At 63.1% G+C, this 25,076-nt stretch carries 19 protein-coding genes; 11 read left to right on the top strand and 8 right to left on the bottom strand.

Annotation, left to right across the window (positions count from 1 at the left end; genetic code table 11):
• Nucleotides 1–22 precede the first annotated feature (22 nt).
• Nucleotides 23–298 (bottom strand): exopolysaccharide production repressor exox, encoded by a 276-nt coding sequence (locus HB778_RS17895; protein WP_183455677.1) that lies wholly within the window; start codon nucleotides 296–298, stop codon nucleotides 23–25.
• A gap of 601 nt (nucleotides 299–899) precedes the next feature.
• Between HB778_RS17895 and HB778_RS17890 the strand changes: the two genes are divergently transcribed.
• Together HB778_RS17890 and HB778_RS17885 are read left to right on the top strand one after the other, a co-directional pair.
• Nucleotides 900–1,577, top strand: coding sequence for a sugar transferase (locus tag HB778_RS17890; RefSeq protein ID WP_095200881.1), 678 nt, complete (start codon nucleotides 900–902; stop codon nucleotides 1,575–1,577).
• 84 nt (nucleotides 1,578–1,661) lie between these two features.
• Nucleotides 1,662–2,921 (top strand): polysaccharide biosynthesis/export family protein, encoded by a 1,260-nt coding sequence (locus HB778_RS17885; protein WP_183455675.1) that lies wholly within the window; start codon nucleotides 1,662–1,664, stop codon nucleotides 2,919–2,921.
• Between the two features lie 195 nt (nucleotides 2,922–3,116).
• On the opposite strand, the gene HB778_RS17880 is transcribed toward HB778_RS17885, so the two are convergent.
• The 5 genes from HB778_RS17880 to HB778_RS17860 form a co-directional block, all read right to left on the bottom strand.
• Nucleotides 3,117–4,430, bottom strand: a complete 1,314-nt coding sequence (locus HB778_RS17880; RefSeq protein ID WP_183455673.1) for an O-antigen ligase family protein — start codon at nucleotides 4,428–4,430, stop codon at nucleotides 3,117–3,119.
• Nucleotides 4,431–4,657: 227 nt separating this feature from the next.
• Nucleotides 4,658–5,485, bottom strand: a complete 828-nt coding sequence (locus HB778_RS17875) for an SDR family NAD(P)-dependent oxidoreductase (protein WP_183455671.1) — start codon at nucleotides 5,483–5,485, stop codon at nucleotides 4,658–4,660.
• Between the two features lie 70 nt (nucleotides 5,486–5,555).
• Complete coding sequence (locus tag HB778_RS17870) at nucleotides 5,556–6,041, bottom strand: acetone carboxylase subunit gamma (protein WP_183455669.1); 486 nt, start codon at nucleotides 6,039–6,041, stop codon at nucleotides 5,556–5,558.
• Complete coding sequence (locus HB778_RS17865; RefSeq protein ID WP_183455667.1) at nucleotides 6,038–8,242, bottom strand: hydantoinase B/oxoprolinase family protein; 2,205 nt, start codon at nucleotides 8,240–8,242, stop codon at nucleotides 6,038–6,040. The genes HB778_RS17870 and HB778_RS17865 overlap by 4 nt, the downstream gene beginning before the upstream one ends.
• A 14-nt stretch (nucleotides 8,243–8,256) precedes the next feature.
• Nucleotides 8,257–10,344, bottom strand: a complete 2,088-nt coding sequence (locus HB778_RS17860; protein WP_244661985.1) for a hydantoinase/oxoprolinase family protein — start codon at nucleotides 10,342–10,344, stop codon at nucleotides 8,257–8,259.
• Nucleotides 10,345–10,508: 164 nt separating this feature from the next.
• On the opposite strand from HB778_RS17860, the gene HB778_RS17855 reads away from it, so the two are divergent.
• The 6 genes from HB778_RS17855 to HB778_RS17830 all read left to right on the top strand — a co-directional run bounded on the left by HB778_RS17855 (nucleotide 10,509) and on the right by HB778_RS17830 (nucleotide 18,177).
• Nucleotides 10,509–11,279: a helix-turn-helix transcriptional regulator gene (locus tag HB778_RS17855; RefSeq protein ID WP_183455663.1), complete on the top strand. Its 771-nt coding sequence runs from the start codon at nucleotides 10,509–10,511 to the stop codon at nucleotides 11,277–11,279.
• 107 nt (nucleotides 11,280–11,386) lie between these two features.
• Nucleotides 11,387–12,136 carry an SDR family NAD(P)-dependent oxidoreductase gene (locus HB778_RS17850; RefSeq protein ID WP_183455661.1) on the top strand — a complete coding sequence of 250 codons (750 nt, stop codon included), beginning with the start codon at nucleotides 11,387–11,389 and terminating at the stop codon, nucleotides 12,134–12,136.
• A 229-nt stretch (nucleotides 12,137–12,365) separates the two neighbouring features.
• Nucleotides 12,366–13,703 (top strand): glucoamylase family protein, encoded by a 1,338-nt coding sequence (locus HB778_RS17845; RefSeq protein ID WP_183455658.1) that lies wholly within the window; start codon nucleotides 12,366–12,368, stop codon nucleotides 13,701–13,703.
• Nucleotides 13,693–15,222 carry a mercuric reductase gene (locus HB778_RS17840; RefSeq protein ID WP_183455656.1) on the top strand — a complete coding sequence of 510 codons (1,530 nt, stop codon included), beginning with the start codon at nucleotides 13,693–13,695 and terminating at the stop codon, nucleotides 15,220–15,222. Before HB778_RS17845 ends, HB778_RS17840 begins: the two co-directional genes overlap by 11 nt.
• Before the next feature lie 201 nt (nucleotides 15,223–15,423).
• On the top strand, nucleotides 15,424–16,575 hold the full coding sequence (locus HB778_RS17835) for a glycosyltransferase family 4 protein (protein ID WP_244661504.1): 1,152 nt from the start codon (nucleotides 15,424–15,426) through the stop codon (nucleotides 16,573–16,575).
• A gap of 27 nt (nucleotides 16,576–16,602) precedes the next feature.
• Nucleotides 16,603–18,177 carry a glycosyltransferase gene (locus HB778_RS17830; protein WP_183455654.1) on the top strand — a complete coding sequence of 525 codons (1,575 nt, stop codon included), beginning with the start codon at nucleotides 16,603–16,605 and terminating at the stop codon, nucleotides 18,175–18,177.
• 49 nt (nucleotides 18,178–18,226) lie between these two features.
• Here the strand turns inward: HB778_RS17830 and HB778_RS17825 are convergent, their stop codons facing one another.
• Nucleotides 18,227–18,802: a DUF1349 domain-containing protein gene (locus HB778_RS17825; RefSeq protein ID WP_183455652.1), complete on the bottom strand. Its 576-nt coding sequence runs from the start codon at nucleotides 18,800–18,802 to the stop codon at nucleotides 18,227–18,229.
• Between the two features lie 55 nt (nucleotides 18,803–18,857).
• Nucleotides 18,858–20,297, bottom strand: coding sequence for an aldehyde dehydrogenase family protein (locus tag HB778_RS17820; RefSeq protein ID WP_183455650.1), 1,440 nt, complete (start codon nucleotides 20,295–20,297; stop codon nucleotides 18,858–18,860).
• Between the two features lie 274 nt (nucleotides 20,298–20,571).
• Between HB778_RS17820 and HB778_RS17815 the strand changes: the two genes are divergently transcribed.
• The 3 genes from HB778_RS17815 to HB778_RS17805 all read left to right on the top strand — a co-directional run bounded on the left by HB778_RS17815 (nucleotide 20,572) and on the right by HB778_RS17805 (nucleotide 25,075).
• Entirely contained in the window at nucleotides 20,572–21,231 is a 660-nt protein-coding gene (locus HB778_RS17815; protein ID WP_183455648.1) for a TetR/AcrR family transcriptional regulator, read from the top strand.
• A 141-nt stretch (nucleotides 21,232–21,372) separates the two neighbouring features.
• Nucleotides 21,373–23,784 carry a GcvT family protein gene (locus HB778_RS17810; RefSeq protein ID WP_183455646.1) on the top strand — a complete coding sequence of 804 codons (2,412 nt, stop codon included), beginning with the start codon at nucleotides 21,373–21,375 and terminating at the stop codon, nucleotides 23,782–23,784.
• A gap of 37 nt (nucleotides 23,785–23,821) precedes the next feature.
• On the top strand, nucleotides 23,822–25,075 hold the full coding sequence (locus tag HB778_RS17805) for a sarcosine oxidase subunit beta family protein (RefSeq protein ID WP_183455644.1): 1,254 nt from the start codon (nucleotides 23,822–23,824) through the stop codon (nucleotides 25,073–25,075).
• Nucleotide 25,076: the final 1 nt, after the last annotated feature.

Genomic DNA, 25,076 nt, shown 5'->3' with positions numbered 1-25,076 from the left:
TCCGATCCTTTCCGACGAAGACCTAATGCAGGCTGCGCCGGGCGCTGCCCAGCTTCTCGCCTTCGGCCACGTCAGGCGAGTTCAGCTTTCTCTCGGCTTCACGCAGCCTGTCAGCCGGCGTCGGCGCACTTCTGGCGATCATGGTATAGACGAGCACGAAATAGCCGGCCTGGATGATCACGGCGCAAATGATGACACGCAACAGTGTCGTGCCCAGCGAAGCGCCGCCGAGCCAGGACCAGGCAACAACGATTGCGAGAGCGAAAATCATCCCAACGATGAATTTTGGAAGCGACATACCCAACAGCCCATAAACCGGCCCGGGTTATATCAAACGATAGCCCCACCCGAGCGCCGTCCCTTGTTCTGCGGGCTTGTAAAGGTGCCCGCTATCGACCGGTTGCTTCCGGCCTTTCAACCTGTCGCCACTCTGACAGGTATAATTTGCAATTCTATTAAGGCGAGCAGGAGGCGGCAAGGGCAACCGCACATATTTTTGATTGAGCTTGCGCGATCGACTCTGTCATGCTGCAACGCACACCACCGCAATTCACTCAACCTACAGCCACCGGCCCTTTTCAGTACAACTCACAATATTATGTAGTATTTTATGTTAATAGTCGCGAACTTCGCCCCTTCCTAAAGCACTAATATGTACCGTTCCCGGCCATCGAGAACGCCTTGCCCAAAAATCGCCCCAAAAAGGTCCGCATTTTTTTTCCGCTTGCCCATTTCTTGTCACAAATGTGCTAAGCATCCTGAAAAATGTGCATTGCTAGCTTATTATTTAGTCAATCCATGACGCGACTATTTCAACTGCCCGGGAAATTGTGTGTTGCGCTGCAGCATTTTTTTGGTATCGTGTGGTGAACCATTCGTTCAACGCATGGAGTTTCCGCATGAGGGATATTGCCAAGTCGGCCACGGCGGGCTTTTCGCAGGCTGACACCGATTTTCCGCCGCCGATCGGCGGCCTCATCAAGCGCAGCTTCGATATTGCCGGCTCACTGGTTGGTCTGATCGCTCTTAGCCCGCTGTTCATCATGATAGCGCTGCTGGTCAAATTTTCCGACGGTGGATCGATTTTCTACGGTCATCGGCGAATCGGTCGCGGCGGACGGATTTTTCCGTGCCTGAAGTTCCGCACCATGGTTCCGGACGGCGACAAGGTGCTGGCCGCCTACCTCGCCACCAATCCGGACGCCAATGCGGAATGGATTGCGACCCGCAAGCTGAAGAACGATCCGCGCGTAACTCGTGTCGGCGCGGTGCTGCGCAAGCTCAGCCTCGATGAACTGCCGCAGATCATCAACATCCTGCAGGGCGATATGAGCCTTGTCGGACCCCGTCCGGTGGTGCGCGACGAGCTGGAAATCTACGGCAGCGCCGCCGTCTACTATCTGAAGTCGCGGCCCGGCCTGACCGGCCTGTGGCAGGTCAGTGGCCGCAACGACGTCTCTTACGACAGCCGCGTCGCCTTCGACCGCCATTATGTCGAAAACTGGTCGCTGTTCGGCGACGTGCGAATCATCATCAAGACCGTGCCGGCCGTCTGGATGTCACGCGGCTCTTACTGACCGGCCGCCGGCACCAGGCATCCGGCGGCAAGCTCATCGGGCGATGGGGCTAAAACGGATCGGAACGTTCAGTTGAAAACAGATATGTTCGAAGCCTTTGGCAGCGGCCGCTTTTCCGGCCGCTCTCGGCTTATGGCCACCTGCCTCGCGGTGTCCCTCGCTTTTCTTCCCCAGGTCGCCATATCAGGTGAATACCATCTCGGCTCGCAGGACAAGCTGACCATCCGCATCGCCGAATGGCAGACCGTCGAGGGCACGTTCCGCGACTGGTCGGCCGTGAACGGCGAATACACGGTCGGCCCGGGCGGAACGCTGTCGGTGCCGTTCGTCGGCGAGCTGCCGGCGGCCGGCAAGACCACGGCGGAAGTCGCGGCGGCGATCGGCGAGGCGCTGCAGCGCAAGCTCGCTCTGTCGGACAAGCCCGAAGCTTCGGTCGAGATGGCGCAGTTCCGGCCTTTCTACATTTCAGGCGAAGTGCAGAACCCCGGCCAGTTTCCCTATGTGCCCGATCTGACGGTGCTGAAAGCGATCAGTGTCGCCGGCGGCATGAGGCGCAGCACCGATTACGGCCCCCAGCTCGGCAAGGACCTAGTCACCGCCAAGGGTAATTTCGATATCTCCGACGATCAGCGCATCCGGCTGCTCGTCAGGCGTGCCCGCATCGATGCCGATCTGGCCGGCAAGGCGAGCTTCGAAGCGCCGAAGGAGGTCGAGGGCGATCCGCGACTGCCGACCATCGTCGCCGACGAGATGACGATCCTGACGGCAGACCAGAAGGCGCTGAAGCTGAAGCTCGAGGCGCTCGACGATCTCAAGGGTGTCCTGCAGTCCGAAATCGAATCGCTGCAGAAGAAGATCGTCAACCAGCAAAAGCAGGTCGACCTGGCGCAGCAGCAGCTCGCCAGCATCGGTCCGCTGGCGCAGAAGGGTCTGGTCGCCAATGCCAGGCTTCTGGATTCGCAGCAATCCGTCACCGACCTGCAGGGCAAGATCCTCGACTATGAGACAGCCATCCTCACCGCCAAGCAGGCGATCAGCAAGGCGACACAGGACGCCATCGATGCCCAGAACACATTGAGCTCGACCCTCGCCGCCGACCGGCAGCAAACCGAGGCCGATTTGAACGAGGCCGCGCTGAAGGTGAATATGCAGAAAGGCCTGATCGCCCAGGCCAGCGATCCCGCGACGACGGCCGCCATCACCAGCGACCAGCAGCCTACCCTGCTCTATTCGCTGGTGCGCAATGTCGACGGCAAGACCAGCGAAATCGCCGCCAAGGAAGACACACCGGTGCTGCCCGGCGACGTGATCAAGGTCAAGCTGGCGCCATTGGCCAGCCAGTAAGGCCCGGACTTCGGCGCGATCCAGCATTTCGATCCATAGCGCAGAGAATTTCAACCTCCGCCAGGCCCGCCTGGCGGAGGTTTTGCTATGTGCGATTTCAGGCCGCGAAACGATAAAGCGCGGCGCCTTCGAAGGAGTTCAGGAGAATGTCATTACCCAGAGGGCCTATACGTTTTTGGGCGACTTTGTCTGGGCTCATGTCGGGTCGGCAGCCGCCGGGCGGCCGGCATGCCGGGGCCAGGCTGGCTCGCCCCTTGCCGCATTCGCCGGGTCGAAGGCTGGCGACCAGCGCGTGCGGGCGACCGGCAGCCGCGCCAGCTTGAAGTAGCTGAAATACATCAGGAAGGAGCCCATGATGTAGGGGTTGAGGACCTCGACCTCGACGAAGGAGCGGATGAGCAGCAGCACCATCACGCCGAAGAGCACCACCGATTCGGCCTGCCATGCCTTGAAGATCACCGTCGAGACATGGCCGTAAAGCGTGCGCAGCATGATCAACGAGATCATCACCGCCCCGGTGAAGCCGAGCTCGACAAGCGCCTCGACATAGGTGTTGTGGAAATGGAAGCCGGTGCGGGTGGTGATGTAGAATTCGTTCCACAGCCGCTCGGCCTCGGCAAAACCCTGCACCCAATAGGCGGCATAGCCGACGCCGAGGATCGGCGAACGCTGTGCGGCGTTCCAGCCCTGCTCCCACAGATAGGTCCGCCCGGTCAGCGTCGAATCCTTGCCGAAAATGCCAAGCACGAAGTCCATGAGCCCGAGATTGAGCGCAACAACGGCCACCACGACGATCAGGCCGGCGCCGACCAGGAAGATCACCCGGCGGTAACGCCGTGACAAAAGCTTGCTCATGGCAAGAAGCGTAATCAACGCCAGAACCGCCGGTATCGAGGCCATCGACGTGGCAGAATGCGAGACGGCCAGCACATAGGCCGACAACAGCACGACGGGCACCGTCAACATGAAGCTCAGCCGGCCACGCCGCAGAAAAACAAGGAACACCACGGAGAAATAGATGCCGAGCGAGCCGACAAAGCCGATCTGGTTCTTGGAGGCGAAGGCGCCGACGAAATTGTAGGTGCCGTCAAGGACGTCCTCGGAATAGGCCCCAACCTTGAGCGAATAGAGCATGACGAAGAAGATCCCGATCAGGGCGCCGAGCGTCAGGGTGCGCACGCTGACGGTGCGCGCCGCGACATAGGCACAGGCGATGTGGGACAGGTACTGGACCGCCGTTCTGGCGGTAACGCCGGGCGCCTGCGACCAGAAGATGGAAAAACAGATATAGGCCGCGAACAGCAGCGGCAGCCAGGCGCTGGACAGCTGCCGCAGGAAGCGCCGGTAATCGACCAGGATGAGCGGCAGCCAGACGGCGTAGTAGGCCAGGATCAGCACCTGGCCGAAAATGACCGAATAGGAGAACGCCCAGATCGAGACGGCCACGGCGAAGGCGCCATAGACCGAGTTCTTCTCGGGATCGACCAGCAGGGACTTTGGAATTTTCATCTCAGAGTCCCGCCGACGCAACCCAGGCCCGGCAGGCCACAAGCCGGCCGGCATATCCGCAAACAGGGGCGTGCAATAAACGGCATCTCCATTGTGCAGTGCAATATAACCTATCGCACCGCATGCTCAATGGCAAATCCGGTCACCTTGTCTTACAGGAACGCGAACGGGGAGAGATCAGCCGGTGGCCCGCCCCGCCACGGCCGCCTGGGTCAACGACGAGAACGCTACCACAACGCTCCGCCGGTGATCTGGATGTTTTCCATGGTGATGCCCTTAGCCAGGTCCGAGCACAGGAACACGGCCAGCGCGGCGATCTCCTGCGGCTGCAGCATGCGCTGCTGCGGGTTGCCCTTGGCGATCTCGGCCATTGCTTCCTCCGCGGTGCGCCCCTTGCCCTCGCGCTCGACGACCTGCGCCACATTGCGGCGCATGAGTTCGGTCTCGACCCAGGTCGGGCTGATCATGACGCAGGTAACGCCGTGGGCAGCCCCTTCCAGAGCCACGCAACGGGTCAGGCCAAGGAGCCCCGCCTTGGAAGCGCAATAGGCCGGATTGTCCTTCCAGCCGACGGAGGCGGCGGTCGAGCCGATGTTGACGATGCGGCCCCAGCCGCGTTCGATCATGCCGGAAAGCACGGCACGGGTGGCGCGGAAGGCGCCGGTCAGGTTGGTGTCGACGATCTTGTCCCACAGCGCGTCGGAATGTCCGCAGACCGGTTGCTCGGCGGTGGTGCCGGCCGCGTTGACCAGGATATCGGCAGGACCGATGGCGGCTTCGGCTTCCGCCACGAAACGGTTGGTGACCTCGCTGTCACGGACATCGAGGTGAGCAGCGTGCACCCTGGTGCCATGGGCCGACAGGGCCGCGCGCACGCGGCCGATTTCGTCGACGCCGGGATAATAGGCGGCATCGGATCTGTCGGCGCCGGCAGGCGCGATGTAGGAGCCGACGGCGACATTGGCGCCGGCTTCAGCCAAGGCGGTGGCAATGGCGAAGCCCATGCCCGAAAAGCCGCCGGTGACGATTGCACCGCGCCCAGCAAGGTTTGTCATCGCGTGCTTCTCCAATGGTTGGGGCAGGCAATCAGGTTCCGGAGTATTTGTCGACGCGGTTCACCTTCTCCTAGAGCGGCTTGCCCAGCCATTCGCGATAGAAGCCTTCGAGATCCGGCTGGAAATCATGCACGATGGGATAGCCGGGTGCTGCCGCTTCGACCTCATGCATGGTGCCGCACTGAGGGCAGATGAATTCGCGGATCTCCATCCACTGCGGATCGGGTATATCGCTGTTGGGATAGATTTCGCGCAGCGATTCCTCGGTGTTGCGCACGATGATCGAAGCCTTGAGCTTCCAGTTCTTGCGATAGTCGCCGAAGGAATGGCCGCACTCGCAGCGTGTCACCCGCTCATCGCCGCTCTGGCAGATGAACAGGTGATCCGAGACCGGCAGCAGGATCGGATCCTTCCAACCGACGCGGTCCTGCAGCACGGCGACATATTTGAAGAAGCGGTCGTCATCCTTGTAGGCGCTCATGACGCGGCGCGTCTGCGGCCAGGGCAGCGTGCCCGCGACCAGATCGGCGATGACTTCCTTGCTGTACGAGGTCATGGCTTTGCTCCCGGCATGAAGATCGATCTGGCGTCGACACTCCAGAAATCGCTGAATTCCGTGGTGAAGCGCGACGACAGCTTGATCGCGCTGGCATACATTTTCTTCACCTCGGGGGCGAAGTCGGCCTTTTCGACACGGCTGCGCTCGGTGGCGATCCACTCGGAGACCGGCTTTGCCTGCGCAAGCCGCCTGGCGCGCATCTCGGTGCGGTGGCGCTTGGTGGCCTCGATGTTGGCGACGGGATAGCCGTCCTCGTCCTCATCCAGCATGATGCCGAAGATGCCCTCGGCCGCTTCCTTGGTCAGATAGCCGTTCTCGACATCCAAAGCCGTCTTGAGCGGATCGCGCTCCAGCACGTCGCCATAACCGCCGCCGCCATTGTAGGAATGGGTGAAGACGTCGCCGGTCTTGTGCGGGGCGGTGATGTAGGGCCCTTCCATCGTCACATGCTCGCCCTGCAGCCGCAGTTCGAGTTCGGAGCGATGCGGGTTGGTGCCAGTGTGGTGCGCCAGCGGCGCTCGTTTTTCGGCGAGTTCGAAGATGTTGGAGTTGCGCACCGCGCGGTGCTTCTGGCAGGTCGGCGCCGGATAGCCGCCGCACATGCCGCCATTGTCGAACACGCGGGAGGAATGTTCCGATGTAACCAGCCGCAGATGGTCGGTCTTCGAGACCAGCCAGGTCGAGACGAAGGAGCAGCCGCCGCGATATTTGCCGGCGCCGCCGGAATTGGGAACGATCGAGCGGCCGATATAGAGCATCGGCATGTTCTGTTCCCATACCTCGATATTGCCCATGTCGGATTCCGGGTTCCAGCCGACATAGGCGGTATCGAGCCCGTCCTTGATCGCCAGCGCGCCGGAGCCGGCGGCAGCGCATTCGAAATGCGCCATGCCGAACAGCTTGCCGTACTGGCTGGTGCCGCCCATCTCGATCATCGGGCTGTTGACCTGGCCGACGAAGGCTTCCTCGACGAAGCCGCGTCCGATGAAGGAGCGTGACAACAGCCGCTGGAACACGCCATAGGCCGGCAGCAGCAAGGCCCATGAGGTGGCGGTCGCCACCATCTCGTTGTCGGGGTTGGTCCAGGTGCCGTGCGGCAGTTTCAGCTCGGTCGCCATCCAGGCGCCGTCATTGACCAGGCCTTCGAAGTTCATGTGCTGGGTCAGGGTGACGAACATGCCGCCATCCATGCCGGCCGGGGTGCAGTTCATCGAATGGTAGCCCCAGGGCTGCGTGCCCTCGAAATCCATGATGATCTTGCCGTCGGTGGTGATCTCCATCTCGATCGGCATGTTGTAGAGCCAGTCGGGATCGCCGAGCGGCTGATAGCCTGGCTTGCCAGCGGTGACGTGGCCGTAAAAAGTGTGGCCGCGATAGATGCCGGGCACGGTGAGCTGGCGCGTGCGAGCGAGCTGCGCGCGGCGGCCTTCCTCGATGAATTCCTTCGACACTTTCATCCAGTAGTCGAGGCCGATCTCGTCGATCAGCGCCTTAACGCTTTCGCGCATGTCGATGCAGGAGGCGACCTTGGCCTTCTCGTCGAGCACCCAGTAGATCGGCATGCGCAGATTGCGCTCGCAGCGGATGACATAGTCGCGACGGATCTCGTCGTTCTCGCCGACCTTTTCGGCGCAGACGAACAGGCCTTCGGTGAAGCGCTCCTGGGCAAGGGCCACGTCGCCGCCGGGGGTGATGCCGCCGGCCTCAAGTTCGTGACAGACCGCGCCCGCCCAGCCGACCAGCTTGCCTTCATGGAAGATCGGCACCACGTCCATCACATCGGGCACCTGCACGGTGCCGATGAAGGCATCGTTGTTGGCGAAGATGTCGCCGTCGCGGATGCAGGGGTTTTCCTCGTAGCCGTTGCGGATCATCCATTTGATGAAGCGGCTCATCGTGTGCACATGCACCATGATGCCGTTGGAGAGCGCGATGGCGTCGCCTTCCGGCGTGTAGATGGCGACGACCATTTCGCCGACTTCACGCACGCCGGGCGAAGCCGAGATGCGGCGGGCCATTTCGCGCGCCGAGACGCAATAGGCGCGCAGCTTGGTGTGCAGCGTTTCGAACTTCAGCGGATCCTGGTTGCGCAGCGTGAGTTCGGTGATGCCGTCATAGCAGCCGGTCTCCTCCATGAGCCGTTCAGATTCGATCAGCCTTTCGCGGATGCGGAGCGCGGAGGCGGGTTTGTCCAGCATGGCGTTCGCCCTTCTCAAGCGTGGGTGTAGTGCAGCAGCGTCCATTCATCGACATGGACACGGTCCTGCGGATGAACGACGAGCGTGGTGGCGGGATGTTCGATGATGGCCGGGCCGATGACCTCGTGTCCGGGCTGCAGTCGATCCATCTCGTAGAGATTGGCCTTGTGCCAGCGCCCGCCGATATAGGCCTCGCGCACACCCTTGTGCGCGGCGGACGGGTCCGCCTTGCCGAGCGGGCGCTTCAAGAGCACCGGCTTGACCTTGTCGGCGGTGGCGATCAAGCCCAGCTCGGTGATCGAGAAGCCGGCTTCGCCATAGCGCGAGACGCGATGGTTGACCTTGGCGTAGACCGCTTCGAACTCGTCGATAACCCTGCGCATGTCGTCGGCCGATTGAATGGCCGACAGCGGCGCCATCACCTCGACGTCCTCAAGCTGGCCGGTGTAGCGCATCATCAGGAACGGCACGGTCTTGATCTTGTCGCGCGCATGACCGTCCACGATCATTTCGTCGACCGCCGCCCTGGTGAGATCGTCCCAGACATTGGTGACCTTCTTGCCGAAGGCGACCAGCTCGTCGTCGCTGGCGCGTGCACCGATGTCGTGCTGCGTCGACACGGAATGGCGGTGCATGAAATCGGCGGTGGTGCAGCCGAAGGCCGAGAAGGCGGCGGCGAACTGGAAGGTGATGATGTCCTTGAAGCCGATGCCCCTGGAGCAGCCGGCCAGATGCAGCGGACCGGAGCCGCCATAAGAGAGCAGCGTGAATTCCGAAGGGTGGATGCCCTGGCCGGAGATGACGCGGCGCAATGCGTTGTTGGCGTCGGCCTCAAGCATGTCGATCATGCCTTCGGCGGCCTCCTCGACCCCAACGCCAAGGATGCTGGAGCACTTTTCCTCGAATGCCTTGCGCGCCTTTTCGACTTGCAGCACGACCTTGCCGCCGAGGAAATAATACGGGTTGAGGCGGCCGAGGATGGCGTCGCAGTCGGCGATGGTGGGTTCGGTGCCGCCCTTGGCGAAGCAGATCGGGCCGGGATCGGAGCCTGCACTTTCCGGCCCGAGCGAGACCTTCTTGGTCAGCGGGTCGACCTTGAGGATCATGCCGGCGCCGGCGCCGATCGTATCGAGATGCAGCGTCGGCACGTTGAGCTTGAAGCGGTCCATCAGCGGCTCGTTCTCGATCCGGGTCTGGCCGCGCGAGATGACACCCATGTCGAAGGAGGTGCCGCCCATATCCGAGCAGATCAGCGAGTCGTTGCCGATCAGCTTGCCGACATAGGCCGCACCCAGGATGCCGCCGATCGGGCCGGAGATCATGGTTTCGTGCAGGCGCGGGTGATTGATCGAGGTCAGGCCGCCGAAGGAGAGCAGCGTCTGCACGCCATATTTGAAGCCGTATTTCTTCGAGATGTCCTCGATACCCCTAAGCTGCTTGCGGCCGCGCGAGGTGGCGTAGGCCTCGATCAGCACCGAGTTCAGCCGCGACTGCTCGCGGATGACCGGGCGGACCTCGTGGCTGGTGTAGACAGTGATCTCGGCGCCGACCTTGTCGATCTCCTCGCGGCAGATCTCGGCGATGCGTTTCTCGTGCACCGGATTGACGTGCGAGAAGATCGTCATGATGCAGATGCCCTCGACCTTGTCGGCGATCAGCTTTTTGGCCGCAGCCGCGACCTCATGCTCATAGAGCGGCAGCACGATGTCGCCGAACTGGTCGATACGCTCGGTGACGCCATGGGTGCGGCGGCGCGGCACCAGCGGATCGGGATGGTGATGGGTCACCGCATGCAGGCGATCGGCATAGGAATAGTCGGCCCAGGCCTGCAGGCCGCGGCCCATCAGGATCATGTCTTCCAGGCCCTTGGTGGTGATCAGGCCGAGGCGACGGCCGGTGCGCGACAGCAGCGTGTTGAGCATGCCGGTGCCGGAATAGAGCACGACATTGACGCCGGAAAACAGCGATTCCAGCGAGATACCCCAGGCATCCGCCGCGTCCTCGGCCGATGCCAGGAAGCCCTCGGCTTCGTTCTTCGGCGTGGTTGCCGACTTGCCGATCTTGAAGTGGCCGTCCTGATCGACAAGGATCGTATCGGTCATGGTGCCGCCGGCGTCGATGCCGATGACAATGGGGTTTGTAGTGATCTGGTCCACGGGTCGCTTTCCCTCTTCGAGAATGACCGCAGGCTAGATTCTCGGGGTCGGATCGCGCCATATGCCAAAAGACACAATGACGGGCAGGCGCGGTTCGCCGAGAAAAGGACATGCGCATGGGCAATATCTGGGCGCCGCTGGCCAAGGCGATCGCGGCCACCGGCACCGACCGGCATGTCGACTGCCTGATCGACCTGATCGGCGCCGACATTGCGCATGATTTGGTTACGGTCACCCGCTACTCGGCGACCAAGACGCCGGAATTCGTCAAGCACCGGCGTTTCTCGGACGAGATGGTGCGGCGCTATCTCGACAATTACTACGTCTTCGACCCGTTCTACGCCTCGTGGCGACGCGAGCGCCGTCTTGGCATCCTGCCACTCAAGGGACTGGCGGACGAAGAAGCCAAGCGCGGCCAGTACATAGCCGGCTTCCTGGCGCAGTCGGAAATCTGCGACGAGGTCGGCATCATGCTGGCCGATGGCGGCGACTGGTGCCTGGGTATCTTCCTCGACCGCTCGACCAGTTCGTTCAAGGACAGCGAGATCGCTCTCCTGGACGAGCGCCTGCCGGTGTTCGAGGCGCTGCACGCACTCGATATCAAGGCGCGCGGACGCGAGTTCTTCCGCACCTCGGCGCCGACCGGTCCCGGCGCTTCGCCGCGCCAGGAGCCGACCATCCCGGTGAGCCTGTGGCCGGAACTGTCGCTGCGCGAGCGGGAACTCGTCCAGTTGATCCTCGCTGGACATCCGACAGCGAACATCGCCGAGCGGCTCGGCATCACCGTCGGCACTGTCAAGAACCACCGCCGGCGCATCTATGAAAAGCTCGACATAACCACCGAACGGGAGCTTTTTTTGCAGTTTTTCCAGCACCGGTAGCGGCCTCCCTCTGCTGGCCTACCAATATCCCGTTCGGCGACTGCGATGCCGCCTTGAACTTGGTTGCCGTTGACTTCACATTCGCCGCCGATTGGGAGGAAGACCACATGCCGAACTTCGCGGGACGCTTTGCCGGCAGGTCGGCGGTCATCACCGGCGGGGCCTCCGGCATCGGCCTGGCGGTTGCGCAAAGGATTGTCGAGGAAGGCGGACGCGTCAGCGTCTGGGATCGCGATCCGGCCCAGATCGAACAGGCGAAAGCCGTTGTTCCCGGGCTGCATGGGGTGATGGTGGACGTTGCCGACGCAGCAACCGTCGAAAGCGCTGCCCGGTCGACCATCGAAACCCTTGGCGGCGTCGACATCCTGGTCACCAGCGCTGCCATCACCGGGCCGAACATGACGACCTGGGCCTATTCGGTCGAGGATTGGCAAAGGGTTATCGACATCAACATCAACGGCGTCTTCTACTGCAACAAGGCGCTGGTGCCGCACATGCTCGAGCGCAACTATGGCCGCATCGTCAACATCGCCTCGATCGCCGGCAAGGAAGGCAATCCCAACGCCTCCGCCTACAGCACGTCAAAAGCCGCGGTGATCGGGCTGACCAAGTCGCTCGGCAAGGAACTGGCCAAGACCAAGGTGACGGTGAACTGCGTGACGCCGGCGGCCGTGCGCACGGCGATCTTCAAGCAGATGAGCCAGGAGCACATCGACTTCATGCTGTCCAAGATACCGATGGCTCGCTTCGGCGAGGTCGAAGAGGTCGCGGCGCTGATCTGCTGGATCGTCTCGGAGGAATGTTCGTTCACGACGGCCGCCGTCTTCGACGTTTCCGGCGGCCGCGCCACGTATTGACCCGGGCCGGAACATCCCCACATTGGCCCGTGCAACTACAATTCCGCGTGACGATGCAACGATCGGAACTGGACAGGCGTAAGTCGCTGACGTCTGAATGGGCGGTGACACAACAGGGTTTGCGGGAAAGCCATGACACGACGAGACAGTTTGGTGATGCCCCATGGCCGCCGTACCGGGGCCTCGCGATCGACAGGAGCCGCGACCATCCGGCTGGAGTTTGCATCGCTTGCCTGAAGCAGATCCCGCCGCACTGTCCGATGACGAGCTTCTGGACCGCTACCAGCGCGCCGCCTTCGGCTATTTCCTGGAAAATGTGAACCCCGACAACGGCCTGGTCGCCGACACGTCGCGGCCGAACTCGCCAGCCAGCATCGCCGTCGTCGGTTTTGCCCTGTCCTGCTATCCGATCGGCGTCGAGCGCGGCTGGATGACGCGCGCGGCGGCGGTGGAGCTGACGCTTGCGGCGCTGCGTTTTTTCTCGGCCAGCCCGCAAGGCGGCGGCGACGACGTCACCGGCCACAAGGGTTTCTACTACCACTTCCTCGACATGCGGACCGGGCTGCGCGTCTGGCGCTGCGAGCTGTCGATGGTCGATACCGCCTTGCTGATATCAGGCATGCTGGTGGCCGGCGCCTATTTCTCAGGCGAGAATGAACAGGAAGCCGAAATCCGGCAACTGGCCGAAGCGCTCTATCGGCGCGTCGACTGGCGCTGGGCGCAAGGCAGCACTCCGACCTTGCGGCAAGGCTGGAAGCCGAAGAGCGGCTTCCTCCACTATGGCTGGGAGGGGTACAACGAGGCGACCATCCTCTACGTACTGTCGATGGCCTCGCCCGACAGCCCGACCTCCAACGACAGCTATGAGGCCTGGACGGCGACTTACCAGTGGGAAAACATCTACGGCCATGACGTGCTCTATGGCGGGCCGCTGTTCATGCATCAGTTCTCGCATGCCTGGATCGATTTCGCCGGCATCCGCGACGCCTTCATGCGCGAGAAGAATTCCGACTATTTCGAAAACAGCCGCCGCTCGACCTACCTGCAGCGCGACTATGCCCGCCATAACCCCTATGGCTTTGACGGCTATGGCGAGAACCTTTGGGGGCTCTCCGCCGGCGATGGGCCGGGCGGCTTCCGCGCCAGCGTGGAACGACGGAGGCACCGGTTTTCCGGCTATGCCGCGCGCGGCGCACCGTTCGGGCCGGATGACGGGACGATCGCGCCATGGTCCTATCCGGCTTCGCTGCCCTTCGCACCTGACATCTGCCTGGCTGCCATGCGCCATCTCGGCGACCGCTACCCCGAAGTGATCGACAATTTCCGCCTGCCGAGCGGCTTCAATCCGACCTTGGCCAACCGGCGAAAATTCGGCCGCAACGGCTGGGTGTCGGAAGGCCATTACGGGCTGGACCAGGGCATCGTGGTGATGATGATCGAGAACCACCGCTCGCGCCTGATCTGGGAGCTGATGCGCTCCAATCCCCACATCCGCCGCGGCCTGGGCAAGGCCGGCTTCACCGGCGGCTGGCTGTCCCAGGCGACAGGGGACGGCGATGTCGCGTGAACGGACAAAGGCCGCCACCTTCCCTGTCGACCGCAACGACGTCGACCTGGTCCGGGCCGCGCATCCGCCGCACTGGAAGAACCCGGCCCCCGACGGCCAGTACAATCTTGTCGTCATCGGCGCCGGACCGGCCGGGTTGACCGCGGCGCGTGACGCCGCGAGTCTTGGCGCGAAGGTCGCGCTGATTGAGCGCGGGCTGATCGGCGGCGCCTGCGTCAATGTCGGCGGCGTCCCGTCGAAGGCAATCATCCGCACGGCCAGGCTCTATGCCGACATGCGCGATGCCGAGAATTTCGGCGGCGACACGCCGGAGCGTCTTCACGTCGACTTCGAGCGGGCCATGATGCGGATGCGGCAGATCCGGCAGCGGCTCAGCCGCATCGATTCTGCCTCGGCCATCGCGGCCGAAGGCATCGACCTCTATTTCGGCGAAGCGCGCTTTGGCGGACCCGACACGGTGGTGGCCGCCGGCAAGACGCTGCGTTTCAAGAAGGCCTTGGTCGCGACGGGTGCGCATCCGAGCGGGCCGGCGATCCCCGGACTTGCCGAGGCCGGCTATCTCGACAATGAGAGCATGTTCAACCTCACAAAATGCCCTGAGCGGCTCCTGGTCATCGGCGGCGGGCCGCTTGGCTGCGAAACGGCGCAGGCCTTCTGCCTGCTCGGCGCGAAGGTCATCCTGGCGCAGAGCGATCCGATGTTCCTGCCCGGCGAGGAACGCGACGCCGCGCAGATCCTTTCGGACGCGCTGGCGCGCGAGGGGGTCGAGGTGCGCCTAAACACCGAAGTTGTGGCGGTGCGCAGAGAGGGCGGCAAGAAGCTCGCCGACCTTGTGCGGGACGGCGACACGACGACGATCTCCGTCGACGAGATCATCACCGGCGTCGGCCGTTCGCCGAATGTCAGGGGTCTCGGCCTCGAGGAGGCCGGCGTGGCGTATGACGCCAAGGGCATCAAGGTAGACGATCACCTGAGAACCACAAATCCGCACATCTACGCGGCGGGCGATGTGTGCCTGGAATACAAGTTCACTCATACCGCCGAAGCGACGGCGCGCATTGTCGTGCGCAATGCCCTGTTTCGCGGGCGCGAAAGGCTCAGTGAACTCGTCGTGCCCTGGTGCACTTATACCGATCCGGAGATCGCCCATGTCGGGCTCTATCCGATCGAGGCACGCCGCAACGGCATTCCGGTCAAGACCTATACGGTGCTGATGCATGATGTTGCCCGCGCCGTGATGGACGGCGAGGAGGAAGGGTTCGTCAAGATCCATGTCCGGGAGGGATCCGACCGCATACTGGGGGCGACGGTCGTCGCCAGCCATGCCGGCGAGATGATCAATGCGGTGACGCTCGCCATCCGGTCGGGCATGGGATTGCATGCCCTGGCCGATGTTATCCATCCCTTCCCGACACAGGCACAAGGCATCAAGATGGCGGGTGACGCCTACAGGCGAACCCGTTTCACCTCCTTGCGCAGGCGTTTGGCGGCGCGCTGGCTGGCCTGGTCCAGACGATGAGCCTTGCCGCCCGCCAAGAGCTCGGGACGGAAATATTCAAAAGCAGGCACTGCTTGACGAAAGCCTTGTTCAGCTAAACAAGGTGGCTCCGCTGTTTGTGGTCACGGAATCGTTATCATGCCATCTGAATCGGACCCCCTGCCTGACGCAACGCCCCCGGCGTCCGCATCGAACGGCGCAGGCACGCAACCGGCTGTCCCCGTGCAGGCCCAGAAACGTACGCTGATCGTGTCGCACGACCCGGCCTTTCCCGCAGCATCAGGTTCGGATCTGAGAAACTACCGCAACGCCGAAGCGGCCGCCAGGTTCGGACCGGTCTGCCTGGTTTCGGTGCGGCCGAAGATAGCCAAGAAGGCTCCCGGTCCGCTAATCCGCGTCGAGGGCCTGTCGATCGAGGGAGAGCCCCGCACGGCTTCGATCGGCTGGTGGCGCTCAAGGGCGGAGAGTCGCATACCGCGTTCCGCCCTGACGCGGCTTGAGACGCTGGCCCGTGAATTCCGCCCGGACACCATCATTGTCGAGGGCGTCGGCCTGTTCAAGCTGCTGCGGCCCCTGCGGCCGCTGGCCGAGCAGCTTATTCTCGACATGCACAATGTCGAGTCCGACCTGGCCGGACAGATCAGGCGTCTCAGTGCCAAGCGATCCGCCGCGGCATTCAGCGTCCGGTACCTTGAAAGAAAAGCGCTGTCCCTTGTCGACAAGGTATGGGTCTGCTCGAACCTGGATCGCCAGAAGCTGATGATGCTTTCCCGGCACAAGATCCCGATCGACATCGTTCCGAACGGAATTCCGCAAGCCGTCGAGGGTTCCGGGCAGCTGCCTGCCGAGCCGTCGACTAGCAACGGCTTTCCGGTGATCGCGTTCATCGGCCATCTCGCCTATCCGCCGAACGTCGATGCCGCGCAGCGATTGGCCAGTGTCATATTGCCCCGTATCCGAAACGCCCTGCCGGATGCCAGGCTTGTCCTGGCTGGACGCACACCGAAACCGGAGGTGCAGGCATTGGCCAGATTGCCTGGTGTGGAGCTCATTGAAGATCCCGCTGATGTCGCGCCGCTCTTGTCCAGCGCGCATCTCACCATCGTCCCGCTGACGGCGGGCGGCGGCACACGCATCAAGATCCTGGAAGCAATGGCCTCGGGCGTGCCGGTGATCGCCACGCCGATCGCGGCCGAAGGCCTGGACCTGGTCGAAAACGACGAGGTGCTGCTGTCTGACACTGACGAAACGCTGGCCGAGATGGCCATCGGACTCTGTCTCGACCCCCCAACGCAGGGCGCGGCAGCGCCTTCGCGCGCATCAGGCGGTATGGGCCAGGTTCGGCCCGCAAGCGATCCACGACGCCGTTCGTGACGGGCTTGGACCAAACGGTGCCGCCGTATGATTCCAGCAATCCTGCACCAGACATGGAAGAGCGACACCATTCCCGCGCGTTTCCAGGCCTATGCCGACAGCTGGAAACGGCACAATCCGCACTGGACCGTAATGTTCTGGAGCGACCGGATGCTGCTCGAATTCGTGGCCGGGCACTACCCTGATTTCCTGCCGATGTTCTGCAACTATACGAATGGCGTGAAGCGGTCAGATGCTGCCCGCTACATGCTGCTGCATCATTTTGGTGGCGTCTACGCCGACATCGACTGCGAATGCGTCGCCCCCTTCGATCCGATCATGGACGAGACCCGTGTCGTGCTGTGCAAAGAGCCGGCTTCGCATGCGGCCCTCCAGGCGGATTTTCGTGGCCTGCCCTACCTCCTCTTCAATGGGACAATGGCGAGCCCGCCCAGACATCCGTTCTGGTTGCATCTCCTGTCCATGATGCCTGGGCTCGCCGGCGCCAAGGACGTGCTCGACGCGACCGGTCCTTGCCTGTTGACCTCGGCGCAACTCGCCTACAGCGATCAGGCGACCTTTGCCATTCACCCCTCCGGCCTGTTCACGCCGGTGACGTCGGACGGCAGCACGGAGCGTGAGGCCGGCGACGATACGGCAGCACTTTCGATCCATCACTGGGCCGGCACATGGTGGATCCCGGAGGCGCCGCCGAAATGGACGACCAAGCTCCGCAACCGGGCCTACCGACTCCGCTATCTCCTGACGCGCGGCGCCTATCTGGATGAGGCGGTGGCGAAAGCCGTCGTCGACAAGGCCGTCCTGTCGGCGCCGCCGCCTTCAGGCGGCAACATTGCCATCCTGGTCCCGCTTCGCGATGCCGCCGACCTCATCCAACCATTCCTCGATACGCTGGACGGGCTCGACTACCCCAAGGACAGGATCAAGCTGGTCTTCTGCGAAGGCGACAGTCTGGATGGAAGCTGGGAGCGCTTGCAGGCCGCAATCGCACAATTAGCCGGCAAATATCGTGACATTGTGCTGCTACAAAAACAGGTCGGCATCAGGTTCGACAGGGCGAAACGGGCAAAGCCGAGGATGCAACGAGCCCGGCGCGGCGCGATTGCCAAGGTGCGAAATCACCTGATCGAGCACGGGCTAAAGGAAGACGACGACTGGGCGTTGTGGATCGATATCGACGTCTGGCGCTTTCCCGGCGATGCGCTGAACCGGCTGATTGCCACGCGGCATCGCATCGCGGTGCCCAACTGTGTGAAGATCGCCGGCGGCAGCAGCTTCGACCTCAACAGCTTCGTTATCCGACGGCAGACCAGGGATTATCGCTATTATCGCGAGATACGCGGCGGTCTGCACCAGCCTCCCATCCTGACGCCATATCGCTATCATCTCAGTGATGTCAGGCATCTCGACATCATCGGCCTCGATGCGGTCGGTGGGACCATGCTTCTGGTGGATGCCGCCTTGCATCGCGGCGGCCTTCGCTTCCCCGAAATTCCCTACCGCGACCTGATCGAGACCGAAGCTTTCGGCGTGCTCGCCAACGATCTCGGCATCCGGCCGGTTGGTTTGCCGAAGCTGGAGATACTACACGTGCCCTGGTGAAGGGGCAGCCAGCCGAAGTTCTTGCCTGGGCCGCAGACGTCGCCAGGCGTCAGTCGTGCAACTCGCGTGAAATCGGCGGACCGACCGAAAATCCGGAGAATGTGACCTCGAAACCCTCGCGCTGCGGCGAACAGCACATCATGCCGACATCGACCGTCGTCGAGACCGGGAAATAGGCGAGCCGCACCGGCTTCCAGTGGCCGTCCGAAGCATCGAGGTACTGGACGCGGATCGCCTCGCCATGACGGGTCAGGCGGATCTTCACGCCGTTCGGATCGGCATGTATGGCCACCAGCGACCAGTCCGATGTGTCGTTGGTGACGACGACGGAGAAATAGGCAAGGCCGTCGGTGTATTCGATCCCAGCCTTGATCCAATGGGTCTCGCTCAGCCGGACCATCAGCCCGGCCTGGTCATAGAGCACCTTGTAGTCGCCCTTGACGGTGACTTCGGCGGTGAAATCGCCCTCGACCGATCGATGCAGGAAGTGGCCGTTGTCGCGCCAGAAGCCGTAGAAGGTCTCGCGCCAGAAATCGGTCTCCTTGCCGGTGCGCATGCGCACCGCATCGCCGTTTATGGCGTGATGCGGCGGCGGGTTGAGCCAGGTTAGATCCTGCAATGTCATTGCCTCGGGCCGGTTCCGTAACGACGGCTCGCCGGCCCGATAAGCCGGCGTCCGATCAGCCTGCGAATGTATAGGCGGTCTTCACCGTGGTGTAGAACTCGGCGGCGTAACGACCCTGTTCGCGCGGGCCGTAGCTCGAGCCCTTGCGGCCGCCGAAGGGAACATGGAAGTCGACACCCGCCGTTGGCAGGTTGACCATCACCATGCCGGCCTCCGAATTGCGCTTGAAGTGGGTGGCATGCTTGAGGCTCGAGGTGCAGATGCCCGAGGTCAACCCGAAGGGCGTGTCGTTGGCGACGGAAAGCGCCTCATCGTAGTCCTTGACGCGGATGACGCTGGCGACAGGCCCAAAGATCTCCTCGCGCGAGCTGCGCATGGCGTTGGTGGCCTCGGTCAACAGCGCCGGGCTGAGGTAAAAGCCCGGTGTCTTGCGGTCGAGCCGCTCGCCGCCGAAGGCGAGCGTGGCGCCTTCCCTGACGCCGATGGCGATATAATCCTCATCCTGCTTCAGCTGGGTGGCGTCGACGACCGGGCCGATCTGGGTCTGCGCGTCGAGCGCATCGCCGATCACCAGCTTGCCCATGCGGTCCTTGAGCGCATCGACGAAACGGTCGTGGATGCCGTCGGTGACGATCAGCCTGGACGAGGCTGTGCAACGCTGGCCGGTCGAGAAGAAGGCACCATTGAGCGCACAATCGACGGCGACCGCAAGATCGGCGTCGTCAAGCACGACCAGCGGGTTCTTGCCGCCCATTTCGAGCTGGAACTTGCGCATATGCTCGACACTTGCCGCGGCGACGCGCTTTCCCGTGCCGACCGAGCCGGTGAAGGTGATGGCGTTGACATCGGGGCTGTCGAGCATCGCCTGGCCGACCACCGAGCCCTTGCCCATGACGAGGTTGAGCACGCCCTTAGGCAGGCCGGCGCGGTGCAGGATGTCGACGATCGACCACGCGCTCTCGGGAACGAGCTCCGCCGGCTTGAAGACGATGGTGTTGCCGTGGGCCAGCGCCGGCGCGATTTTCCAGGCCGGAATGGCAATGGGGAAATTCCACGGCGTGATGATGCCGACCACGCCGACCGCTTCACGGGTGATCTCGACTCCCACGCCCGGCCGCACGCTTGGCACGACTTCTCCCGACAGCCGCAATGTTTCGCCGGCGAAGAAATCGAATATCTGGGCGGCGCGAATGGTCTCGCCGATGCCCTCGGCCAGCGTCTTGCCTTCCTCGCGCGCCAGATTGCGACCGATCTCGTCCTTGCGCGCCATGATCTCGTCGGACGCCTTCTTCAGCACCGCATGGCGCGCCAATGGACCGGAGCGCGACCACGCGGGAAATGCTGCCTTGGCGGCCGCGATGGCCTGCTTGGCCTGTTCGACACCTGCCGAGGCATATTCGCCGACGACATCGCCGGTGTCCGAAGGGTTGATGTTGCGGGAGCCGGCATCGCCAACCCATTCGCCATCGATGAGGTTCTTTCGAAACTGCGCCATGTCCTGGTCTTTCCTGCTGGTTGGCCGCGCGGCGGCATCTGTCTGAATTGGTATTTGCCAGACAAATGCCTTGCGGGAAAGCACGCACTGGCCGAACAGCCGCGACAAAAATCCCCAGGCGAGCCGTTACACCAACAGGACGATGCGGCAGAGCCCCATCGGCAGCCAACCCGGCTAATATCCGCAGAGCGTCTCGCAGGCCCAGGCGAATTGCCTTGTACACTAGTGTCCATAGCCTTGATTTGCCCGATACGGCGTGTCATGCGTCGTGCCGATGGCAGATCTCGAAACGACGACCCAGCGCGCCGGCGCCACCGGCAACATCAAGGCCACGCGCGAAGACTGGCTGAAGCTGGCGCTTGAAACGCTGATCTCGGACGGCGTCGAACGCGTCCGCGTGCTGACGCTTGGCCAGCAACTCGACGTCTCGCGCTCCAGCTTCTACTGGTATTTCAAGAGCCGCCAGGATCTGCTCGACCAGTTGCTGGATCACTGGCGGCAGACAAACACAAAATTCATCGTCGAGCGCGCCAGCCGGCCTTCCGCGACCGTCATCCGCGGCGTGATGAGTATTTTCGAATGCTGGGTCGACGAGAAGCTGTTCGATCCGCGGCTGGATTTCGCGATCAGGGCCTGGGCCCGCCGCTCGCCCGCCATCCGGCGCGCACTCGACGAGGCCGACGAAGAGCGCGTCAATGCCATACGCGACATGTTCAAGCGCCATGGCTATGAGGACGAAGATGCGTTCGTGCGCGCCCGCGTGCTCTATTTCATGCAGATCGGCTATTACTCGCTCGAGCTCAATGAACCGATGAGCACCCGCCTGGCCCAGGTCGCCTCGTATCTGCGCAGCTTCACCGGCCAGGAGCCTCCGGCGGAAGATGTCGAGGACTTCGCGCGCTATGTCGAGAAGACGCTTTCCGGCAAACGGTAGACGCAGGCAGCGGCCGCCTCGGCCATACCGCTTTTCTTAAATCCCATAGCCAGCTTGCTCCGGATCAGCTTCGCAGCTTACTAGACACATGTGTACAATGGCGATAAGGTGCGCCGTCAGAACCTGACGGAGTGCGACAGGATGAAATCGCAATACAGGGCGGTCGTTATCGGCGGCGGCGTGGTTGGGGCCTCGGTGCTCTATCACCTGGCGAAATTCGGCTGGAGCGATGTCGCACTGATCGAACGCGAGGTGCTGACCGCTGGGTCGAGCTGGCATGCGGCCGGCGGCTTCCATGCGTTGAACGCCGACCCCAACATCGCCGCCCTGCAGGCCTACACGATCGACCTTCTGTCGGAGGTCGAGAAGGAATCGGGCCAGAATATCGGCATGCACATGACCGGCGGCATCTCGGTCGCCTCCGCACCGGAGCGCTGGGAATGGTTGAAAGCCTCCTACCGCATCTTCCAGACTATGGGCATAGACGATGTCCATCTGGTTGGCGTCGATGAGATCAGGCAGCGCTGCCCGATCCTCAACACCGACGGCATGCTGGGCGGCCTCTACGCCGCGCGCGAAGGCCATATCGACCCCTCGGGCGTCGTCCACGCCTATGCCAAGGCGGCAAGGAAACGCGGCGCAGAGATCATCGAACACAACCGTGTGCTGGAGCTCAACCGCCGCGCCGATGGCAGCTGGGACGTGGTCACCGAGAAAGGCACTGTCATTGCCGAGCACGTCGTCAATGCCGGCGGCCTGTGGGCCAAGCAGGTCGGCCGGATGGCCGGCATCGACCTGCCGGTTTCCCCGATGGAACATCACTACCTCGTCACCGAGGCGCTGCCCGAGATCCAGGCGCTCGACCGGGAATTGCCGCTGATCGTCGACCTCGAAGGCTTCACCTATATGCGCCAGGAGCAGAAGGGCCTGCTGCTCGGTATCTACGAGATCAACCACAAGCACTGGAACATGGACGGCGCGCCGTGGAATTACGGCATCGAGCTGATCCAGGAGGACACCGACCGCATCGCCAACGAGCTGGCGCTCGGTTTCAGCCGCTATCCCTGCCTGGAGACGGCCGGCATCAAGCGCTGGGTCAACGGCGCCTTCACCTTCTCGCCGGATGGCAATCCGCTGGTCGGCCCGGTGCGCGGCGTTCCCAACTACTGGGTGGCCTGCGGCGTCATGGCCGGCTTCCTGCAAGGCGGCGGCGTCGGCAAGTCGCTCGCCGAATGGATGATCCATGGCGAGCCGGCAGCCGATGTCTACGGCATGGACATCGCCCGCTACGGCGATTTCGCCTCCAATCGCGAATACATCAAGCAGACGACCGGGCAGTTCTATTCGCGGCGCTTCGTCATGAGCTATCCCAACGAGCAACTGCCGGCAGGGCGGCCCCTAAAGACGGCCGGCGCGCATGACGCCATGGAGGCGGCCGGCGCCCACTGGGGCAGTTCCTGGGGCATGGAAGTGCCGCTCTATTTCGCGCCGCTGGGGTTCGTCGAGACACCGACGCTGAAGCGCTCCAACGCCTTCGACATCGTCGGCCAGGAATGCCGCAAGGTGCGCGAAGGCGTCGGCCTGCTCGATATCACCGCCTTCTCGCGCTACGAGGTCTCCGGGCCGCAGGCGGAAGCCTGGCTCGACCGGCTGCTCGCCTGCGCTCTGCCCAGGCCCGGCCGCGCGAAACTCGCGCCGATGCTGGGCGAAAACGGCAAGCTCAAGGGCGACCTCACGGTCTTCAACTGGGGCGATGGCTCCTGGTGGATCATGGGGTCCTATTATCTTCGCCAATGGCATATGCGTTGGTTCGAGCAGCATCTCGCCGACGGCGTCAATGTGCGCGACATTTCGGACGCGGTCGTCGGCTTTTCGCTCGCCGGCCCCAATGCGCGCCGTCTGCTGGAACGGCTGACGCACCAGGATGTTTCGCATGAAGCCTTCGGCTTCCTCGCCTGCAAGACGCTCGATGTCGGCCTGGTTCGGGCCAAAGTCGGGCGGCTGTCGGTCATCGGCGAACTCGGCTACGAGATCCATTGCCAGGCCAACGAGCACGCCGGGTTGCGCCGCGCGCTGCTTTCGGCAGGAAGCGACCTCGGCGTCACCGAATACGGCTTTGGCGCGGTCAATTCGCTGCGGCTCGAAAAGAGTTTTGGCATCTGGTCGCGCGAGTTCACGCAGGACTACACGCCTGGTGAAACCGGCATGGACCGCTGGATTGCTTTCGACAAGGGCGACTTCATCGGACGCGAGGCCGCGCGGAAAGAGCAGAAGGCTGGATCAAGGCGAACTCTGGTGACGCTGGAAATCGACGCCGTGGATGCCGATGCCAGCGGCTACGAGCCTATCTGGAGCAGAGGCAAGCTTGCCGGCTTCGTCACCTCGGGCGGCTATGGCCATACGGTCGGCAAGAGCCTTGCCATGGCGCTTGTCGATCGCGATGCGGCCGGTATTGATACCGAGTTGACAACCCATATCGTCGGCGTCGAAAGAAATGCGCGCGTCATCGCTTCGTCGCCTTACGATCCAACGGGCAAGGCGATGCGGGCATGACCGAAAGAAGCGCTGCCTCCCCTGCGGAAGACATGCCATGACCCGACGCTATTCCGCTCTGTCGCTGTTCAAGGAGGGCCTGGCCGGCCAGACCGGCTGGAAGCAGGCATGGCGCTCGCCCGAGCCGAAGCTGTCCTATGACGCGATCATCATCGGCGGCGGCGGCCATGGGCTGGCGACGGCCTATTACCTGGCCAAGAACCATGGGATCACCAGAGTTGCCGTGCTGGAAAAGGGCTGGATCGGCGGCGGCAATACGGGCCGCAACACCACCGTGGTGCGCTCCAACTATTATTATCCGGAAAGCGTCGAACTCTACGGGCTGGCGCACCGGCTCTATGAAGGCCTGTCGAAAGATCTGAACTACAACGTCATGCTGTCGCAGCGCGGCATGGTCAATCTCTGCCATTCGACGGCCGAGATGGAGATCGGCGCGCGCACCGTCAACGCCATGCAGATCAACGGCATCGATGCCGAGTTGTTTTCTCCGGAAGATGTGCGCCGCGTGGCGCCGGTCTACAATTTCTCCCCGGATGCGCGTTTCCCCGTCTTCGGCGGCATCTGGCAAGGCCGGGCCGGCACGGCGCGTCATGACGCGGTCGCCTGGGGTTACGCGCGGGCGGCGAGTCGGCTCGGCGTCGACATCATCCAGAATTGCGAGATCACCGATTTCATCACCGAAGGCGGCCGCTGCCGCGGTGTCCAGACGACGCGCGGCGCGATCCGCGCCGACCGCATCGGCCTGGCGGTGGCCGGGCATTCCTCGGTGCTGGCCGCCAAGGCCGGCTTCCGGCTGCCGATCAACTCCTACGCGCTGCAGGCCTGCGTCTCCGAGCCGGTCAAGCCGATCCTCGATACGGTGGTGCTATCGCCCGGCTGCGGCGTCTATGTCAGCCAGTCGGACAAGGGCGAGATCGTCATCGGCGGCGGGCTGGACCGCATCCCCTCCTATGCGCAGCGCGGCAATCTGCCGACGCTGGAAAGCGTGATCGCAGGGCTGCTGGAGATGTTCCCGATATTTGGTCAGCTGAAGCTGATGCGGCAATGGGCCGGCATCGTCGATGTCGTGCCGGATTCTTCCCCGATCATCGGTCCCTCGCCGCTGCCCAATCTGTTCCTCAATTGCGGCTGGGGCACGGGCGGTTTCAAGGCCATTCCCGCCGGCGGCACGCTGCTGGCAAACCTGCTGGCGACCGGGAAGCACAACGACATCAGCCGCCCCTTCGATCTCGACCGCTTCGCCGCCGGGCGGCTGATCGACGAAGCGGCCGGCTCCGGCATCGCGCATTAGA

The organism is Mesorhizobium huakuii, from assembly GCF_014189455.1.
Taxonomy (GTDB): domain Bacteria; phylum Pseudomonadota; class Alphaproteobacteria; order Rhizobiales; family Rhizobiaceae; genus Mesorhizobium; species Mesorhizobium huakuii_A.
Note: the sequence above shows the minus strand (reverse complement) of the source record. Positions and strands in the feature narration are given on the sequence as shown.

Excerpts from the sequence above, each read along its gene's own strand:
- HB778_RS17825 (WP_183455652.1), bottom strand. The coding sequence starts at position 18,802 with ATGACATTGCAGGATCTAACCTGGCTCAACCCGCCGCCGCATCACGCC.
- HB778_RS17810 (WP_183455646.1), top strand. The coding sequence starts at position 21,373 with ATGAAATCGCAATACAGGGCGGTCGTTATCGGCGGCGGCGTGGTTGGG.
- HB778_RS17860 (WP_244661985.1), bottom strand. The coding sequence starts at position 10,344 with ATGACCGATACGATCCTTGTCGATCAGGACGGCCACTTCAAGATCGGC.
- HB778_RS17895 (WP_183455677.1), bottom strand. The coding sequence starts at position 298 with ATGTCGCTTCCAAAATTCATCGTTGGGATGATTTTCGCTCTCGCAATC.
- HB778_RS17840 (WP_183455656.1), top strand. The coding sequence starts at position 13,693 with ATGTCGCGTGAACGGACAAAGGCCGCCACCTTCCCTGTCGACCGCAAC.
- HB778_RS17885 (WP_183455675.1), top strand. The coding sequence starts at position 1,662 with ATGTTCGAAGCCTTTGGCAGCGGCCGCTTTTCCGGCCGCTCTCGGCTT.
- HB778_RS17855 (WP_183455663.1), top strand. The coding sequence starts at position 10,509 with ATGCGCATGGGCAATATCTGGGCGCCGCTGGCCAAGGCGATCGCGGCC.
- HB778_RS17870 (WP_183455669.1), bottom strand. The coding sequence starts at position 6,041 with ATGACCTCGTACAGCAAGGAAGTCATCGCCGATCTGGTCGCGGGCACG.
- HB778_RS17865 (WP_183455667.1), bottom strand. The coding sequence starts at position 8,242 with ATGCTGGACAAACCCGCCTCCGCGCTCCGCATCCGCGAAAGGCTGATC.
- HB778_RS17875 (WP_183455671.1), bottom strand. The coding sequence starts at position 5,485 with ATGACAAACCTTGCTGGGCGCGGTGCAATCGTCACCGGCGGCTTTTCG.
- HB778_RS17815 (WP_183455648.1), top strand. The coding sequence starts at position 20,572 with ATGGCAGATCTCGAAACGACGACCCAGCGCGCCGGCGCCACCGGCAAC.
- HB778_RS17890 (WP_095200881.1), top strand. The coding sequence starts at position 900 with ATGAGGGATATTGCCAAGTCGGCCACGGCGGGCTTTTCGCAGGCTGAC.
- HB778_RS17805 (WP_183455644.1), top strand. The coding sequence starts at position 23,822 with ATGACCCGACGCTATTCCGCTCTGTCGCTGTTCAAGGAGGGCCTGGCC.
- HB778_RS17830 (WP_183455654.1), top strand. The coding sequence starts at position 16,603 with ATGATTCCAGCAATCCTGCACCAGACATGGAAGAGCGACACCATTCCC.
- HB778_RS17880 (WP_183455673.1), bottom strand. The coding sequence starts at position 4,430 with ATGAAAATTCCAAAGTCCCTGCTGGTCGATCCCGAGAAGAACTCGGTC.
- HB778_RS17850 (WP_183455661.1), top strand. The coding sequence starts at position 11,387 with ATGCCGAACTTCGCGGGACGCTTTGCCGGCAGGTCGGCGGTCATCACC.
- HB778_RS17820 (WP_183455650.1), bottom strand. The coding sequence starts at position 20,297 with ATGGCGCAGTTTCGAAAGAACCTCATCGATGGCGAATGGGTTGGCGAT.